The sequence below is a fragment of the Isoptericola sp. GX10416 genome (assembly GCF_056590155.1).
This window is the reverse complement of record NZ_JBWPVO010000008.1, coordinates 95183-111823: the sequence shown is the minus strand read 5'-3', so window position 1 is coordinate 111823 and position 16641 is coordinate 95183. Positions and strand designations below refer to the sequence as shown.

14 protein-coding genes and 1 tRNA gene are annotated in these 16641 nt (G+C 73.9%); 8 read left to right on the top strand and 7 right to left on the bottom strand.

What is annotated here, in order from left to right; genetic code table 11:
* Window positions 1-3 precede the first annotated feature (3 nt).
* Both ACWAT2_RS12955 and ACWAT2_RS12950 read right to left on the bottom strand, forming a co-directional pair.
* On the bottom strand, window positions 4-1677 hold the full coding sequence (locus ACWAT2_RS12955; RefSeq protein ID WP_402374404.1) for a hypothetical protein: 1674 nt from the start codon (window positions 1675-1677) through the stop codon (window positions 4-6).
* Between the two features lie 99 nt (window positions 1678-1776).
* Window positions 1777-2748, bottom strand: coding sequence for a diguanylate cyclase domain-containing protein (locus ACWAT2_RS12950; protein ID WP_402374402.1), 972 nt, complete (start codon window positions 2746-2748; stop codon window positions 1777-1779).
* 456 nt (window positions 2749-3204) lie between these two features.
* On the opposite strand from ACWAT2_RS12950, the gene ACWAT2_RS12945 reads away from it, so the two are divergent.
* Both ACWAT2_RS12945 and ACWAT2_RS12940 read left to right on the top strand, forming a co-directional pair.
* Entirely contained in the window at window positions 3205-5259 is a 2055-nt protein-coding gene (locus ACWAT2_RS12945; RefSeq protein WP_402374400.1) for a heavy metal translocating P-type ATPase, read from the top strand.
* Window positions 5256-6029: a Crp/Fnr family transcriptional regulator gene (locus ACWAT2_RS12940; RefSeq protein ID WP_402374398.1), complete on the top strand. Its 774-nt coding sequence runs from the start codon at window positions 5256-5258 to the stop codon at window positions 6027-6029. The genes ACWAT2_RS12945 and ACWAT2_RS12940 overlap by 4 nt, the downstream gene beginning before the upstream one ends.
* A gap of 37 nt (window positions 6030-6066) precedes the next feature.
* Here the strand turns inward: ACWAT2_RS12940 and ACWAT2_RS12935 are convergent, their stop codons facing one another.
* On the bottom strand, window positions 6067-7164 hold the full coding sequence (locus ACWAT2_RS12935; RefSeq protein WP_402374396.1) for a cytochrome P450: 1098 nt from the start codon (window positions 7162-7164) through the stop codon (window positions 6067-6069).
* A gap of 118 nt (window positions 7165-7282) precedes the next feature.
* On the opposite strand from ACWAT2_RS12935, the gene ACWAT2_RS12930 reads away from it, so the two are divergent.
* Both ACWAT2_RS12930 and ACWAT2_RS12925 read left to right on the top strand, forming a co-directional pair.
* A complete protein-coding gene (locus ACWAT2_RS12930) occupies window positions 7283-7522 on the top strand; it encodes a heavy-metal-associated domain-containing protein (RefSeq protein ID WP_402374394.1) in 240 nt (79 codons plus the stop codon).
* Between the two features lie 69 nt (window positions 7523-7591).
* Window positions 7592-9547, top strand: a complete 1956-nt coding sequence (locus tag ACWAT2_RS12925) for a heavy metal translocating P-type ATPase (protein ID WP_402374392.1) — start codon at window positions 7592-7594, stop codon at window positions 9545-9547.
* 13 nt (window positions 9548-9560) lie between these two features.
* Here the strand turns inward: ACWAT2_RS12925 and ACWAT2_RS12920 are convergent.
* The 3 genes from ACWAT2_RS12920 to ACWAT2_RS12910 form a co-directional block, all read right to left on the bottom strand.
* Window positions 9561-9633: transfer RNA gene (locus ACWAT2_RS12920), tRNA-Ala, on the bottom strand.
* Between the two features lie 104 nt (window positions 9634-9737).
* On the bottom strand, window positions 9738-10913 hold the full coding sequence (locus ACWAT2_RS12915; protein WP_402374390.1) for a hypothetical protein: 1176 nt from the start codon (window positions 10911-10913) through the stop codon (window positions 9738-9740).
* 70 nt (window positions 10914-10983) lie between these two features.
* A complete protein-coding gene (locus ACWAT2_RS12910; RefSeq protein ID WP_402374388.1) occupies window positions 10984-11619 on the bottom strand; it encodes a GNAT family N-acetyltransferase in 636 nt (211 codons plus the stop codon).
* A 69-nt stretch (window positions 11620-11688) separates the two neighbouring features.
* On the opposite strand from ACWAT2_RS12910, the gene ACWAT2_RS12905 reads away from it, so the two are divergent.
* Window positions 11689-12345: a 5-formyltetrahydrofolate cyclo-ligase gene (locus tag ACWAT2_RS12905; protein ID WP_402374386.1), complete on the top strand. Its 657-nt coding sequence runs from the start codon at window positions 11689-11691 to the stop codon at window positions 12343-12345.
* A 20-nt stretch (window positions 12346-12365) separates the two neighbouring features.
* Here ACWAT2_RS12905 and ACWAT2_RS12900 read toward each other — a convergent pair whose 3' ends face one another.
* Window positions 12366-14915 carry a penicillin acylase family protein gene (locus ACWAT2_RS12900; RefSeq protein ID WP_402374541.1) on the bottom strand — a complete coding sequence of 850 codons (2550 nt, stop codon included), beginning with the start codon at window positions 14913-14915 and terminating at the stop codon, window positions 12366-12368.
* Window positions 14916-15097: 182 nt separating this feature from the next.
* Here ACWAT2_RS12900 and ACWAT2_RS12895 point away from each other — a divergent pair, with 182 nt between their 5' ends.
* The 3 genes from ACWAT2_RS12895 (at window position 15098) to mscL (ending at window position 16641) form a co-directional block, all read left to right on the top strand.
* A complete protein-coding gene (locus tag ACWAT2_RS12895) occupies window positions 15098-15454 on the top strand; it encodes an FmdB family zinc ribbon protein (RefSeq protein WP_402374384.1) in 357 nt (118 codons plus the stop codon).
* Window positions 15455-15547: 93 nt separating this feature from the next.
* Window positions 15548-16198, top strand: a complete 651-nt coding sequence (locus ACWAT2_RS12890; protein WP_402374382.1) for an SAF domain-containing protein — start codon at window positions 15548-15550, stop codon at window positions 16196-16198.
* 47 nt (window positions 16199-16245) lie between these two features.
* Window positions 16246-16641 (top strand): large conductance mechanosensitive channel protein MscL, encoded by a 396-nt coding sequence (gene mscL, locus ACWAT2_RS12885; RefSeq protein ID WP_402374380.1) that lies wholly within the window; start codon window positions 16246-16248, stop codon window positions 16639-16641.

Here is a 16641-nt window from a genome sequence, read left to right as displayed (position 1 = left end):
TGCTCAGGGCCCGGCGACGAACAGCGGCGCCGGGTCCGTGGGGACGAGGTCGGCGCCCTGGGCGGGGAGGTAGGTCGGTCCCGCCCAGCCGGTGTGCACCCCGTCGGGGACGTTGTCGGACACGCGGTTCCACACCCACTCGCCGGTGGTCGGCCCACCGGTCCGGTCCGCGGCGAGGACGATCTCCACCGCCTCCGTGCCGGCGGCCACGTCGGCGAGGCGTTCACGGTCGACGACGGACTCCGGTCGCGTCTGGTGCACGAGCACCGTCGTCGGCGGCAGACCGCGGTTAGTAACCACCCCTTCAATATAGGTGATCACGGCCTGCACCTCCTCCACCGACACCTGCTGGGACGGCAGCACGCCGTCGGAGACGCGATCCTCCGGGTGCAGCGCCACGCCGACCCCCGGGCTCGAGAGCAGCTCCTCGAGCGGCTCCACCTCCTCCAGCAGCGCCGAGTCCCCCGCCGCGACGTCGAGCAGCACGTACTGCCCCGCGTCCCGGGCCGCGTCGACCACCGGCTCGAGCTCGGCGACGCGCTCCTCGGCGGGCCGCCCCGCCGCCGCACCGGCCTGCACGACGACGGTCGGCACCACCGGACCGTCGCCCAGACCCGCGTACGCCTCGGCCGCGGCCGCCGCCCGTGCGGTCACCGCCGCCGGGTCCTCCGACGGCTCTGCCACCGTGGTCACGTAGCGCGCCGGGAGCAGCTGCTGCGTCCCCGTCGGCAGCAGGTCACCCCGCTCGGCCGCCTCGACCCGCCAGGCAAACTCCGCGGCGCCGCCGAACGTCGGCCCCACGCCGACCACGGCGAGCGCCTGTGCCAGGTCGATCTCCGTGATCGACTCGGGCGAGGCGGCGATGTCGCCACCCGGCACCGCATGGTCCACGGCCCCGGCCGCACGCAGGGTCGCGATCGCCGCCTCCTGGCCGGGCTGCGGGTCCGTGAGCGCGAGCACCTCACGCAGCCGCACCTCGGCAGGGTCCTGCGGCTCGGGTGACGCACCGTCCGCGAGCGCCGCGCCGACGTCGTCCTGCAGGCTCGCCACCTCGGCCGCGCTCAACGCACCGGGCTCGTCCTCGCCGGCATCCGGCAGCCCGCTGACCCGCAGGTGCACGACGTCGACGTCCGCCGTCGCGGCCGCCTGCTCGGCCTCGCTGAGCTCGGCGCCCACCGCGGTGCCCTCGTCGGACCAGGTGTCGTCGGTCGCGTCGTCGGGCCCGCCGGACTCTCCGGCGCCTCCCGCGCCGAGGGGCGCACCCGCGCCGGGCGGCTCGGCGCTCACCACCACGGCGACCTGCGCACCCAGGCGGCCCAGCTCGTCCGCGACACCCTGGGCGGAGACCGCACCCCCGACGAGCAGGGCGGGAGCACCGAGCGCCTCCGCGGCCGAGGCCTGCGCCGCCCGCACCGCGGCGCCGTCGTCCGCGGCGCCGTCGTCCGCTGCGCCGTCGTCCGCTGCGCCGACGTCGACGTCGTGAGCCTCGGCGACGACCGCAACCGGGGAGCGCTCGAAGATCTGCTGGCTGGTGGTCAGCGCGAGCTCGGCCGGGTCCGCGGCACCGAGCAGCAGGGTGTGGGCCGTCGGTGCGGAGACGACGGCCTGCCCCGCCGGGACCTCAGCAGGGTCGGGAGGTGGGTCGTCGGCGCCGCAGCCGACGACGAGCGCGGCCACGCAGACGAGAGGAAGGACGAATCGGGCGTTCCGTACACGCACGGGCCTATCCTCGCGCATTCCGGACGTGAGGTCGATGCCCCGGACCAGCCGGTTCGGTCAGACGGCCTGTCGCAGCGGCGGCGCCGCCTGCCCTGAGGCCCGGCTGAGCCGCGCCTCCGCCTCGCGGACGAGCTCGTCCGCGACCGCGGCACCGGCCACCGACCAGACGACGGACGAACGCAGCTCCGGCCACACCAGGACGTCGACGGCGCCGGACGGCTCGGTCAGGTTGGCCAGCACGTGGCGGCGCAGGTGGTCCGCCGAGGCGGCGGCCTGGATGTCGTCCATCGGTGGCAGCGTCGCGAGGACGGCGAAGCGGTCGCCGTCCACCCGACCGGCCTCGCAGCCGCGCGGCAGGCCGCCGACGAGCCGGTCGGCGAGCTCGACGAGCACCGTGTCGCCCGTCGTGTAGCCGTGCCGGGCGTTCAGGCGCGTCATGCCGTGGACGTCCAGCAGCACCAGCACCACCCGGGTCCCGGTGCCGTGCACCAGCTCGCACCGGCGCGCCAAGGAGTGCCAGGTGGCTGCCCGGGTGGGCAGCCGGGTCTGCGGGTCGTGCGTCGACCGCTCGGCCAGCGCCGCGACGAGAGCGCGCATCAGGTCGGCCGTCCCGGCGCTGAGCCACCGGTCGGAGGCCACCAGCACGTCGTCGTAGCGGTGCGCGTCCGTCCGCTCCATCGCCCGGGTGGCCACGGAGGACACCGGGTCCTGCGGGTGCACCACCATGGGCGACCAGTCGGTGACGGCGGACGTCGGTTTGCGCTCGAGCACGGCGCGCCCGTAGCCGAGCCGCCCCGTCAGCGCGGCCGTGAGACCGGCCCGCATGATGATCCCGGCTCGACCCGCGGCATCGTCAGTGACGACGACGGAGCTCACGTCAGGGTTGCGGAACATCACCTCCAGCTGGCCCACGGGCATGGTGGAGCTGACCACGTCCACGGGGCGGGCCAGGTCGGACGCCACTCCTGCGAGTCGGGTGCCGCCCCGCACCTGCCGGTGCCGGGCCACCTCGGTGATCTCGTCATGCACGGGGCCACCATGGCGCACCCGCCGCCCGCCGTGCGGCACCGCAGCGATATCGACCGACGCTGTTCAGCCGGCGTTCACGGCGTTCACCCGCCGGATCACCGCACCCACCGTTCCTGCCCCAGATCTTGAGCACTCCCTGAGGCACCCTCGAGGTGACGCTGAGACTCCGTGGATAACTTGGCAGCAGACGCCCCGCCGGGTGATATCCCCCGTCTCCACCCGGCGGGGTGTCGAACATCTGCCCGCCGGCGACCTTGACGAATTCCTGAGGTTGCCCCGCGGGACACCTGAGCCGGCCCCGATACTTTGCGACGAGGCGCCCCGCCGGATCTGCCCCCCATGCGGTCCGGCGGGGCGTCCTTGTCGTCGCCGGTGCGTCGTCGACGCGGCGCACCGGCGCACCGCACCGAGCCGCCCCACTTGCTCGCCCGCCTCACCGGGCGAAAGGTGGCCACCATGAGCCACGACCATCAGCACGACCGGCACGGCGGGTCGGACGAGCACGCCATGCACGCCGACGGCCACACTGCGCACGGCGACCACGGAGGCCACGGCGACCACGTCGGCCAGTACCGACGTCTGCTCTGGATCATGCTCGTGCTGGCGGTGCCGGTGGTCGGGCTCTCCGGGATGTTCGCGACGATCCTCGGCTACACGCTGCCGGACGGCCCGGGAACGGCCTGGGTGTCCCCGGTGCTCGGCACGGTGATGTACGCGTGGGGCGGGCGACCCTTCCTGACCGGCGCGGTCTCGGAGCTCCGGGCCCGCAAGCCCGGGATGATGCTGCTCATCGGGCTGGCGATCACCGTCGCGTTCCTCGCGTCCTGGGGCGCGAGCCTGGGGCTGCTGGACCATCGGCTCGACTTCTGGTGGGAGCTGGCGCTGCTGATCGTGGTCATGCTGCTCGGCCACTGGATCGAGATGCGGTCCCTCGCCCAGACGACGTCGGCACTGGACTCGCTGGCTGCGCTGCTGCCCGACGAGGCAGAGCGTGTCGAGGGCGAGGACGTGGTCACCGTGCCGCCGTCCGACCTGCGCGTCGGCGACGTCGTGGTCGTACGGCCGGGCGGTCGGGTCCCTGCTGACGGCCACGTCGTGCAGGGCTCGGCCAGCATGGACGAGTCCATGATCACCGGGGAGTCCCGCCCGGTGCGTCGCGGTGACGGGGACCCGGTGGTCGCCGGCACCGTCGCGACCGACTCCGGGGTACGCGTCCAGGTCACCGCCGTGGGCCAGGACACCGCCCTGGCCGGCATCCAGCGCCTGGTCAGCGACGCGCAGAGCTCCAGCTCCCGGGCGCAGCGACTGGCGGACCGGGCCGCCGGGTGGCTGTTCTGGTTCGCGCTGGGCGCCGCCGTGATCACCGCGACGGTCTGGTCGGTCGCCGGGATGCCGGACGCCGCCGTCGTCCGCGCGATCACGGTGCTCGTCATCGCCTGCCCCCACGCGCTCGGCCTCGCCATCCCGCTGGTGGTCTCCATCGCGACCGAGCGTGCGGCGCGGGGTGGCGTGCTGGTCAAGGACCGGCTCGCCCTGGAGAGCATGCGCACCGTCACCTCCGTGCTGTTCGACAAGACCGGCACGCTCACCAAGGGGCAGCCGACCGTCACCAAGGTCCACCCCGCCGACGACGGCGACACCCTCCTGGCGCTGGCGGCCGCTGCCGAGTCCGACTCCGAGCACCCGCTGGCGCGCGCGATCGTGCAGGCGGCACGGGCCCGCGGTCTGCAGGTCTCCGGCGCCGCCGACTTCACGTCCTCCCCGGCCGTGGGCGTCAGCGCCACCGTCCAGGGGCGGACGGTCGCGGTGGGTGGCCCCCACCTGCTCGTGCAGCACGACGCGAGCGAGCTGGCAGCCGCCGACCGGTGGCGCGCGGACGGCGCGACCATCCTCCACGTGCTGGTGGACGGCCGCGTGGCCGGTGCCCTCGCGCTCGCCGACGAGGTCCGTCCCGAGTCCCGCCAGGCCGTCGACGCGCTGCACGCCCAGGGCGTGCAGGTCGTCATGATCACCGGCGACGCCGAGGCCGTGGCCGCGACGGTCGCGGACGAGCTCGGCATCGACCGGTACTTCGCCGGTGTCCGGCCGGAGGACAAGTCCGCGAAGGTGCGCCGGCTGCAGGAGGAGGGACGCAGGGTCGCGATGGTCGGTGACGGGGTCAACGACGCCCCGGCGCTCGCGCAGGCCGACGTCGGGATCGCGATCGGCGCGGGGACCGACGTCGCGATCGCGTCCGCCGGGGTCGTCCTGGCCAGCGACGACCCCAGGTCGGTGCTCTCGGTGATCGAGCTGTCCCGTGCGAGCTATCGCAAGATGAAGCAGAACCTGTGGTGGGCTGCCGGGTACAACCTCGTCTCCGTACCGTTGGCCGCCGGCGTGCTCGCTCCGATCGGGTTCGTGCTGCCGATGTCCGTCGGGGCGGCCCTCATGTCGCTCTCGACGGTCGTGGTCGCCCTCAACGCCCAGCTGCTGCGCCGGCTCGATCTGCGCCCCGGGGAGGTGACGTCGTGACCGGAAGCCCGACGCCCGACCGCTCGACGACGCGGCGCCGGGTGCCGCTGCGGACCACCTGTGCCCAGCCCCACCACTGCTCTGCGTCCGTGCGCCGGAAGGTCCTCGGCCAGGTCCCGCTCTTCGAGGGTCTCTCGCCCGACGAGCTCCTCGGGATCGACAGGCACATGGTGTCCCTGGCCTGGGCCGAGGACGACCCGCTCTACACCGCGGGGGAGCCCGCCGAGCATCTCTACGTCATGGCCACCGGACGCGCCAAGGCCGTGCGCACGGCATCGACCGGTCAGGACGTCGTCGTCGACATCCTCGGCCCCGGGGACCTCTTCGGCGCCCTGCACACCCTGGGCCAGCCCACCCACAGCGAGACCGTCCGGGCGATGGAGACCACCTGCGCGCTGCGCATCGGCACCGACGCGTTCCGCCGCGTCCTGACCGAGCATCCCCGGGTGGCCCTGCGCGTCCTGGACGACACGGCCGCGCTGCTGTCCCGGGCCCGCTCCGACGTCACCGCGCAGTCCACCGCCACCGTCACCCAGCGGGTGGCCGCCACCCTGCTGCGGCTGGCCGAGAAGTTCGGTCAGGGCCGCGCCGGGGGCGGCACGCTCATCCAGCTGCCGCTCTCCCGCGCCGACCTGGCCGGGATGACCGGCTCCACCCCCGAGTCCGTCTCGCGCGTGATGAGCCGGCTGCGCAAGGACGGCGTCATCGACTCCGGGCGCCGCTGGACCGCCGTCCTGGACCCGGACCGCCTCGCCGCCCTGAGCGACTGACCCGACGCAGGCCCGTGACGGCGCCCACGGGCGTCGCTCACCGCAGGCGCAACGGGACGGCGGCGAACCCGCCCAGGGGTGGCAGCGAGCGTTCCCGGGCCCGGTCCGGGTCGGGCTCGACCGCCGTGGTCGCGTGCAGCACCGCGCGGGTCAGGATCCGCAGCTCGAGGGTCGCGAGCGGGCGTCCTGGGCACACGTGCTTCCCGACGCCCCAGACGACGTTGTCCGGCGCGTTGCCCTCCGGGTCGAACGCGTCCGGGTCGCCGAACACCTGCGGGTCGCGGTTCGCGGAGGTCCAGTGCAGCACGACACGTTCGCCCGCGGCGAGCACCCGTCCCGCCACCGTGACCGGCTCCGTGGTGATGCGACGGTTCGCGACGAACGGGTCGTCGATCCGCAGGATCTCGTCGAGGATCGCGTCGAGCTCTCGGTCGGAGACGCCCGAGCGCACCCGGTCCTGCACGTCGGGGTGGTCGGCGAGGTAGGCGAGCACCACGCCCACGCACAACGCCATGGATCCCAGGTCGCCGCCCGTCCAGTTCCGCAGGATCGAGACGATCTCGTCATCGGTGAGCTCTCGGCCGTCGACACGGTCCCGCACCAGGTCGGTGGTCACGTCGTCGGGGGCACGGTCACCGGCCTCCCGGCGGGTGTCGGTCAGGGACCGGATGATGGCGTCGAACCGCGCGGCCACCTCCGCGGTGCGCGAAGCGTCCCGCGAACGGGTCGCGGCCCGGTTGTCCGCCATCCACCGCAGGAGGTCCTCCTCCAGGTCCGCGGGCCAGCCCAGCCAGGCGCTCTGTGCCCGCACGGCGAACCGGGCGCCCGTCTCCACGGCGTCGATCGGACCGGGAACCTCGAGCTCGGCCGTCAGGTCTGCCGCCACCTGGTGCACCACGGGCTCCAACTCCGCCATCCGCTCCGGGGTGAAGTAGCGGTCGACGACGGCGCGGAACGCCGAGTGCGTGGCGCCGTCGAGCCCGTTGGGCACCTGCAGGTGGCGGGACACCGCGTTGGAGAACGTCTCGTGGTCGCGTGCCGCCGCGACGACGTCGGCGTGCGAGAACAGCGTGCAGGCGCCGCTGTCGACGGACGCGGCGAAGGTCGGCTCAGCGGCCGGCAGATGCTCAGTCATGAACCCATTGTGCGGTTGATTGATGCCCGTCATGGTCCGCCGCGGCGGCCGCTCGTAACGTCACAGTCACAGCCCCTCGCAGAAGGGGAAGACACATCGCACGGAAGGAACACCGACGATGAGCAGCACCGCTCCCGCCACCACCCGCACCGTCCTGCGCGCCGAGGGATTCTCCTGCCCCTCCTGCGTGGGCAAGATCGAGAAGCAGGTCGGCCGACTGGACGGCGTCCGCTCGGTCCGGGTCCAGTTCGCCTCGGCCCGCATCGAGGTGGACCACGACCCGGTCAGTGCGTCCGTGGACGACCTCGTCGCCGCCGTCGCCAGGGCAGGGTACGTCGCCCGCCCGGCAGCCTTCTGACCCGCCCCGTACGCAAGAGACCTCGCCGAGCCCCGGGGAACCGGGGCCGGCGGTGAAGGGAAGTGCACGATGAACAGACTGCAGCAGTGGCGGCACGGCCCGTGGGCGGTGCCCACGGTCTCCGGGGTACTGATCCTGGCGTCGTTCCTCGTCGCCCGCGTACTGGGCTCGGACGCGGTCGGCGACCTCTTCATGGTGGCCGCCGCCGTCGTCGCGGGCACCCCCATCGTCATCAAGGCCGTGCGGGCGCTGATGGTGCGAAGCATCAGCATCGACCTGCTCGTCTCCGTGGCCGCGATCGGCGCGGTCATCATCGGGGAGCACTGGGAAGCCGCCGCGGTCACCTTCCTCTTCGCCGTCGGGCACGCCCTCGAGGCACGCACGATGAACAAGACCCGTTCGGCGCTGGCCGAGCTGGTCGCCGTCGCCCCCGACGTCGCCGTCGTCCTGCGTGACGGCCACCAGGTCGAGGTGCCCGCCGGTGCTGTCGCCGTCGGTGAGACGGTCCTGGTCAAGAACGGCGCCAAGGTCCCGGTCGACGGCGAGGTCGTCGACGGGACCGGCGCCCTCGACGAGGCCTCCATCACCGGCGAGTCCATCCCCGTGGAGAAGACCGCCGGGGACCGCGTCTTCGCCGGCACCGTCTCGCGCGGCGGGTTCCTCCAGGTCCGCGCCACCGGGATCGGCGCGGACACCACGCTGGCCCGCATCGTCCACCGCGTGGAGGAGGCTCAGGACGCCAAGGCCCGGACCGCACAGCTCACGGACCGCTTCGCCACCTGGTACACCCCCGGCATCATGGCTCTGGCCCTGCTGGCCGGCCTCGTCACCGGTGACGTCGTCCTGGCGCTGACGCTGCTGGTCATCGGCTGCCCCGGCGCGCTGGTCATCTCCATCCCCGTCTCCGTCGTCGCCGGCATCGGCCGGGCGGCCAAGGACGGCATCCTCATCAAGGGCGGGGAGTACCTGGAGAGCTCGGCCAGGATCACGGCCGTCGCGGTGGACAAGACCGGCACCCTGACCGAGGGCCGCCCGCAGCTGACCGACGTCGTCGTGCTGGACCCGGCCCTGGACCGCAGCCAGGTGCTGGCGTGGGCCGCTGCCGCCGAGGCCGGCTCCGAGCACCCGCTCGCCCGACCCGTCCTGGAGGCTGCCGCTGCTGAGGGCGTCAGAGCGCCCGGGCTGCCCGAGTCCACCGAGCCGGTGCCCGGCAAGGGCATCGCGGCCACGACCGGCGGGCACCGCGTCCTCGTCGGGAACCTCGCACTGCTGGAGCAGCACGGCGTCGCCGACACCGTCGGCGCCGCCCAGGTCGCCGACGAGCTGGCCGCCGCCGGAACGACGGCCATGATCGTCGCGGTGGACGACGCCGTGGCCGGAGTGATCGGCGTGGCCGACCAGGTCCGGACCGACGCCGCGTCGATGGTCCGCCACCTGCACGATGCCGGCGTGCGGTCCGTCGTCATGCTCACCGGTGACGCACCGTCGGTCGCCGAGGCCGTCGGCGCGGCCACCGGCGTCGACGAGGTCCGTGCCGGCCTGCTGCCCGAGGACAAGCTGGACGCGGTCCGCGACCTGCAGGCCCGTGGCCACGTGGTGGCGATGGTCGGCGACGGCGTCAACGACGCCCCGGCCCTCGCCGTGGCGGACATCGGGGTGGCGATGGGTGCGGCCGGCTCGGCCGTGGCGGTGGAGACCGCCGACATCGCCCTCATGGGCGACGACCTGCTCAAGCTGCCCGAGGCCGTCACGCTGGCCCGTCGCACCGTGACCACGATGCGCCAGAACATCACCATCGCTCTGGCCACCGTCGCGCTGCTGCTGGCCGGCGTCTTCGCCGGCGGGGTGACCATGGCCGTCGGGATGCTCGTCCACGAGATCTCGGTCCTGGTCGTCATCGTCAACGCCATGCGCCTGCTGCGCCGCCGTCAGGTCACGTCGGCCGTCCGCCGCGACGGGCAGCGCCCACCCACGACAAAGGCCCGGACCCACGATTCGTGGGACCGGGCCGTGCCGACGTCCTGAGACATCATCGACGTGGAGCTAGGGGGATTCGAACCCCCGACCTTCTCATTGCGAACGAGACGCGCTACCAACTGCGCCATAGCCCCGTGGAGCGGTAGCCAGATTAGCACCCCGCCACGGCTCCTGACCAAATCGAACCGCTGGTCGTCGCCGTGACGTGCATCGCACCGACGGCAGGGCCGCGGGCACCTCAGCCCGCGGCCCGACGCCGCGCCAGGATCTGCTCCAGCGGCAGCCCGAGCGTCTCGGTCCGCGGGCGCGGCTCCTCCGTGGTCAGCGAGGCGTCGTGCGCGTCACGCGCCGCACCGGCCGGGGCTGTCGGGGCGGATGCCGCCGACGCCGCCGAGGCAGCGACCGGGGCGCTCTCGCGCACCGGTTCGGTTGGCTCGACGCGCGTCTCGTGCGTCGGCACGGTCGTGGCCTGCTCGCGACGCGGCGCGGCGGGCTTGGTCACGTACGTGGGCAGCGGGACGGGCACCGGCTCCCAGGGCTCGCCGCCGACCGGTTCGGGGCGTGCCGTGCGGGGCGCCGCCGGCACACGCTCCGAGTCGTCGGCCTCGCTCGCGCCGTCGCCGGAGTGCCGCACGCTCGCGGAGGCCGTCGGCTCCCGCGACGTCGCCCGGCGTCCGGCCGGGGTGCCGGTGTCCTCCGCGGAGCGGTCCGGCGCGGTCTGGGGCCGCGCCGCGGGCTGCACGCGCGGGATCATCCGCGTGCTGGTGTCCGAGGGGTGCACCGCGCGGCCCGTGACCCGTGCGCGGTTGCGCGGGGCGTACGGACCACCGTGCGCGAGGGTCCGCTGCTGCGTCGCGCGCTGCTGCTCCGCCCGCCGCTCGGCACGCCACCGCGCGTCCGAGCGCCGCGCCGCGAGCACGGCGACCCGGCCGAGCAGGAGGACGAGGGCGAGCGCCGCCGAGGGCACCACCGCGCCCCACCACGGCAGGTGACCGAGCCCGACCGCGGTCCACGTGCCGGCGGTGGCGAGCACGAACCCCAGCGTCACCACCAGGCGTCGGCGCGCGCGTGCCGCCCGCCGCTCCAGCACGGCCAGCCGCTGGGTCCGCACCCGCGGCGTGGCGCCCGACGGCGGCCCGGCGGTCCGTGCGCCCACGAGCGGCACGCTGCCGGTCACCGGCGCGAGCTCGTCACGGTCCATTCGCATCGCACGCTCCTTCCGTCGTCGTTCCGGCCGAGACCGGCCCGCGACGTCTCCGTCCGCCACGGCCAGGACGCGCAGCCCGCCGGAGAACCGGTCGTCGATCTGCGCGTCGGCGAGCTGCTGACGGTGACGCAACCGCTGCGGGACCCAGAAGCCCAGCCACAGCACGAACAGCGCGAGGGCTGCGAGTCCTGCCGGCGACGTCTCCACACGCCGACGTTAGGCGAGGCGGGGCGGGCCGTGCCGCACCGACGGGCGGCGTGTCCGCGACCTGACCCGTTCAGGCGCCGTCGCGCGCCTGCTGCCACCGCGCCAGCAGACCACCCGGCGCCTCCTCGGAGGTGATCGCGAAGGTCCGGTGGTCGCGCCAGTCGCCCTGGATGTGCAGGTAACGCTCCCGCACTCCCTCGTCCCGGAACCCGAGCTTCTCCACGACGCGCAGGCTCGCCGCGTTCTCCGGGCGGATGTTGATCTCGACGCGGTGCAGACCCAGCACCAGGAAGCAGTAGTCGGTCGCCATCGCCACCGAGGTCGGGATGATGCCGCGGCCCGCATACTCGCGCGCCACCCAGTAGCCGATGCTCGCCGAGCACAGGGAACCGTACTGGATGGAGGACACGGTGAGCTGGCCGACCAGCGCACCGTCCAGCTCGACCACGAACGGCAGGGTGGTGCCCGCCCGGGCCTGCGCGCTCAGTGCGCGCACGTAGTCGCCGAACGACGTCGCCTCGGGCCGTTCCCCCGGCGAGGTGGCCTCCCAGGCCCGGAGCCACGACGCGTTGAGCTGACGCAGCCGCATCCACTCGCCGCCGTCGCGGCGTCGCAGGGGCCGCAGCACCACGGCGCCCGACGGCGTGTCCTCACGGAGCGTGACCGGCCAGGGCCTGGTCACCGCCCACCTCTTCGCATCGTTCATCCCGGTTCCCTCGTCCACCTACCCGGCGCGCCGGGTCCCCGTGGCACCGGACCCTGCCACAATAAGGACATGCACGGCGACCTCAAGGCCTCGACAGCGCATCAGCCGTACCCGGTCGTCGCGGGGATGGAACCCGAAGATGCCAAGGACGAGCTGCGGCGCGCGATCCGCCACCACCGCTCGGAACGCTCTCAACGGCTGCGTGACCAGGCGGCGAAGGCGCTCGCCGAGGTCGTCGCCGACGTCCCCGCCGTGCAGGAGGCGTCCGTCGTCGTCGCCTACTCCCCCCGTCCCACGGAGCCCTCCACCCTGCCGCTGCTGGAGCGCCTCGCCGCGCGCGGCGCACGGGTGCTGCTCCCGGTGCTCGGCGCGGGCCTCGCCCGCGACTGGGCGGACTACACCGGTCCGGACGACCTCCGCGAACGGGCCCCGGGCCGGCCGCCGGAGCCGGGCGGGCCCAGTCTCGGCGCGGAGGCCATCACGCAGGCCGACGTCGTCATCGCCCCCGCGCTGGCCGTCGACACGAGCGGCACCCGGCTCGGGCAGGGCGGCGGCTGGTACGACCGCGTGCTGAAGCAGGTGCGTCCTGGTGTGCGGTCCATCGCGCTGGTCTTCCCGGAGGAGCTCTACGACGCTGCCGAGCGACCGCTGCCGGTCCTGGAGCACGACGTGGCCGTGCACGCCGTCGCGACCCCGGACGGCTGGCTGCCGCTCCCGGCGGCGTAGTCACCGGGAGCGGCAGGACCTCAGGGCACGAGGGTCGCGGTGTCCTTCGCCGCCTCCTCGACGGCTGCGCGGCTGAACGGCCACGGGAACGTCTCGCCGTCGGCCCACGCCGAGAGCTGGTCGGTGTAGTGGGACGACGCCGGGTGGCCTGACGTGCCGGTCACCGTCACCCACGTCGAGGCGTCCAGGTCGCCCAGGTCCACGACCATCCGCATGGACGGGCCGGTGGTCACCCGGAAGCTGCCCGTCGAGGCGTCCCACGAGGTGGCGTTGACGATCGAGCTGCCGCCGGCCATCTCGACCGGTCGCGGGTTGACGTAGTCGCGCACCAGGGCGGGCACCGACTCCCCGCCGATCACCGGGTGCTCCAGCGCCAGCGTGTGCAGCGCGCCCCACCGCCAGTCCGTCGCGTCCTTGGACAGCTCGACGGTGAGGTCGCCCCGCGCGGTCACCAGCGCCTGGGTGAGGGCCTCGTCGCGGGTCTCGACCACGTTGACGGTCGAGCGGTCGTCCCAGAACGGGTGCTCCGGCCGCTCGAGCATGTCGCGCACCACGACGAGCCACCGCGACCCGCCGGTCGGCCGCATGCCCTCCGGGACGTCGTCCCAGAAGGTGGTGCGCAGCAGGTTGCGCCACACCGCGTTGAAGTAGGCGGCGGCCGCCGAGTCCGTCTCCGTCGTGTAGTCCCAGCCGGCGAGCAGCTGCTGGCCGTCCGCGTCGTACGGGTCGTCGATCTCGACGTCGAGCAGGGCGGGCACCAGCGCTGCGGCGAACGGCGACCAGTCGTCGTTCTGCAGGTTGTTCATGTCCTCGACCGAGAAAGGCCGCCCGGCCGCGACCTGCTGCGTGATCAGCTCGCGGATGCGCTCGGAGCGGAAGCCGTGGTCCCAGTCCTTCGACAGGTCCGGTCCGACGCCGTGGGGCAGCACCGCCTGGTTGGCCGCGACGATGAACCCCTCCTCGGGATCCAGCGACCGCGGCATCTCCTCCGCGTCGACCCAGCCGCGCCAGTCGTACCGGGGGTCCCAACCGGGTCGCGGCCAGGTGCCGTCGGCCGGCACCGGTCCGGAGACCCGCTTCCGCTCCGGGATGCGGCCCGGCGCCTGGTAGCCGATGTGCCCGTCGGTCGTGGCGAACACGATGTTCTGGGCGGGCACGTCGAACATCGCGGCCGCCTCCTGGACGTCCTCGGCGTCGGCCGCGGCGGCCATCGCGAAGATGGCGTCCGCCGTCCGGCCCGGCTCGAGGGCGGTCCAGGCCAGCGAGACCGCGTACTCGCCGAAGTCGGTGCCCACCTCGGTCGGGGAGCCGACGACGGCGCCCACGTCGAGCACCGAGGACACCACCGGACCGTGGTCGGTCGAGCGCACCTCCAGCTCGACCGGGTCTGCTCCCGCGACACGGATCGTCTCGGTGCGCGACTCCATGGGGACCCATTCCTCGGCGTCCGCGTCGCGCAGCCACGTGTCGTCGCGCACGCGTTCGACGAAGAAGTCCGTCACGTCGGCGCCCATGTTGGTCAGTCCCCAGGCGAGCTCGGCGTTGTGCCCGATGATCACGCCCGGAAATCCCGCGAACGAGAACCCGGACACGTCGAACGGGCAGTCCGCCGAGACCTGCTCGCAGTGCAGGCCCACCTGGGACCACAGGCTCGGCACGTCCAGCGCGAGGTGCGGGTCGTTGGCGAGGATCGGCGAGCCGGAGGCGGTGAGGTCACCGGAGACCACCCAGGAGTTCGACCCGGCGCCGTCGCCGGTACCGACGAGGACGGGTACGGCGTCGAGCGCCGCGGCGGCCGACGAGACGGCGCCGCCGAGCGCGTCGCCGCGCCAGGCGACGTCGGCCGGCGCGGTGCGCGAGCCCTTGCGCCCGTCGTCCTCGACGAGGTCGCTCTCCGCCAGGATCGGGGTGTTACCGCCCTCGACGAAGCTCGGGAAGAGCTCGTCCACGAGCTCGACGTCCTCCAGCGCGCCGTACGCGAGCGCCCGGTCGAGCTCGTCGTCGTAGTTGCCGCGCAGGTCCCAGGCCATCGCCTTGAGCCAGGCGAGGGAGTCGACCGGGTCCCAGGGCGCGGGTGTCGCGACGTCGACCGTGGCACCGAGCACGGTGTACTCGAGGGCGATCTCGTCCGTGCTGCGGTCGGCGAGGTAGGCGTTGACGCCCTGCGCGTACGCCTGCAGGTAGCCGCGCGACTCCGGGGAGATGAGGTTCCACTCCTCCTCGGCCACCTCGCGCCAGCCGAAGGTGCGGATGACCTTGTCCGCGTCGATCGCGGTGGGGACGTCGCCGACGAGCTCGGCGAGCCGCCCCGACGTCACGTGCCGGCGGTAGTCCATCTCGAAGAACCGGTCCTGGGCGTGCAGGTACCCCTGCGCGGCGAAGAGGTCCTCCGCGGTCGATGCGTACACCTGCGGCACGCCCTGCTCGTCGCGGTGCACCGTGACCTCGCCGGCGAGCCCGGGCACGTTCTGCGTCCCGGAGGTCTCCGGCAGCGGCTTGCGGACCGTGACGACGGTGAAGGTCACGGTCGCGACGAGGGCGAGCGCCACGACCACCGCGATCCCCACCACTCCTCGCCGCAGGCGGGAGCGGGGCCCGGGGACGGGCTCTTCCTCGCCTGCGTCCTCGGGCGGTCGGGTCTCGTCGGGTTCGTTCGCTGAGGGGAGGTCGCTCGCTGACACGCAGGCGAGACTACCGTCCGCGTATGATTGGCACTCGCATCATCTGAGTGCCAGCCCGACGAGGAGAACCCGTGCCCACCTACGCCTACCGGTGCGCCGACTGCGGCCACGCCTTCGACATCCACCAGGCGTTCACCGACGACTCGCTGACGGTCTGCCCGGAGTGCTCCGGGCGGCTGCGCAAGCAGTACGGCTCGGTGGGCGTGACCTTCAAGGGTTCCGGCTTCTACCGGACCGACTCGCGCAACGGGTCGAAGAGCTCGGGCGGCTCGTCGTCCGGCACCTCCGGCTCGTCCGACAAGAAGTCCGGCGGCTCCGACAAGGGCTCCTCGACGTCGGGCTCGTCGGGCTCCGGCTCGTCGGGCTCCGGCTCGTCGGGTTCTTCGGGGTCGGGCTCCTCGGGCGCGTCCAAGGCCGCCTCCGCCTGACGCGGGCACCCGAGGCCACCCCCAGGTGGAGGCGGTCCACCGGCGCACGACGGCGACCGCACCGGCCGCGCCGCGCGCCCTAGCGTGCCCGGCATGGAGCCCTCCACCACGTCCCGCCTGGCCCGCCACGCGCGGACGGTCGCCTGGCGCAGCCGGTTCGTCGTCGCCGCCCTGTGCTGCGGCGTGGCCGCCGGCATCACCGTCGACGCGATGCGACCCGAGGTCCCCGCCACCCGCGAGGTGGTCGTCGCCGCTCGTGCGCTGCCGGCCGGCACGACGCTGCGCGCCGGCGACCTCACGACGCTCACGGTGGCGGCCGAGCTCGCCCCGGACGGCATGCTGACCGACCCGGCCGACGCCGTCGGCCGCTCACCCGCCGTCGCCGTGCCCGCCGGGACCCCGGTGCACGCCGACCTGGTCGCCGGGGGTGGGATGGCCGAACGGGCGCCCGACGGCACGGTCGTCGTCGGCGTCCGGCTCACCGAGGCCGCGTGGCTGCGCCCCGGCGACCGCGTCGACCTCCTCTCGACCGACGACGCCGACGAACGCCTCGCGCGCCGCGCGCTCGTCCTGCCGGGGCTCGCGGACGACGACGATGCCGACGGCGCGGGCGGTCTCCTCGGCAACGCCGCGCCCGCCACGCAGGACGCCGCCGTCACCCTGGTGGCGGTGGACCCGGAGGAGGCCGCCGCCGTGTCGGCCGGCGCCCGGTGGGGCACCGTCGCCGCCGTGCTCGTACCCTGAGACACGGTGGGGGCGAGAAGCGCTCCCCCGCTCAAGGAGGACGGGACATGCTGGCTGGCTTCAAGACGTTCATCATGCGTGGCAACGTGGTCGACCTCGCCGTCGGCATCGTCATCGGCAGCGCGTTCGCCCTGGTGATCACCGGTCTGATGGACGGGATCCTCAACCCGCTCATCGCCGCGATCTTCGGCGAGCCCGACATCTCCGGGGTCGGCACCTTCGAGCTCAACGGGGCCTTCTTCAGCATCGGCCTCTTCCTGCAGGCCGTGCTCAACTTCCTCATCGTGGCGGCGGCCCTGTACTTCGTCGTCGTCATGCCCATGAACATGTACGCCGAGCGCCGCCGTCGCGTCGAGGACGAGGTCGCGGAGGAGCCGGATGCCGACCTCGCGCTGCTGACCGAGATCCGCGACCTGCTCGCCGCGCAGGCCCGCCGGCCCTGA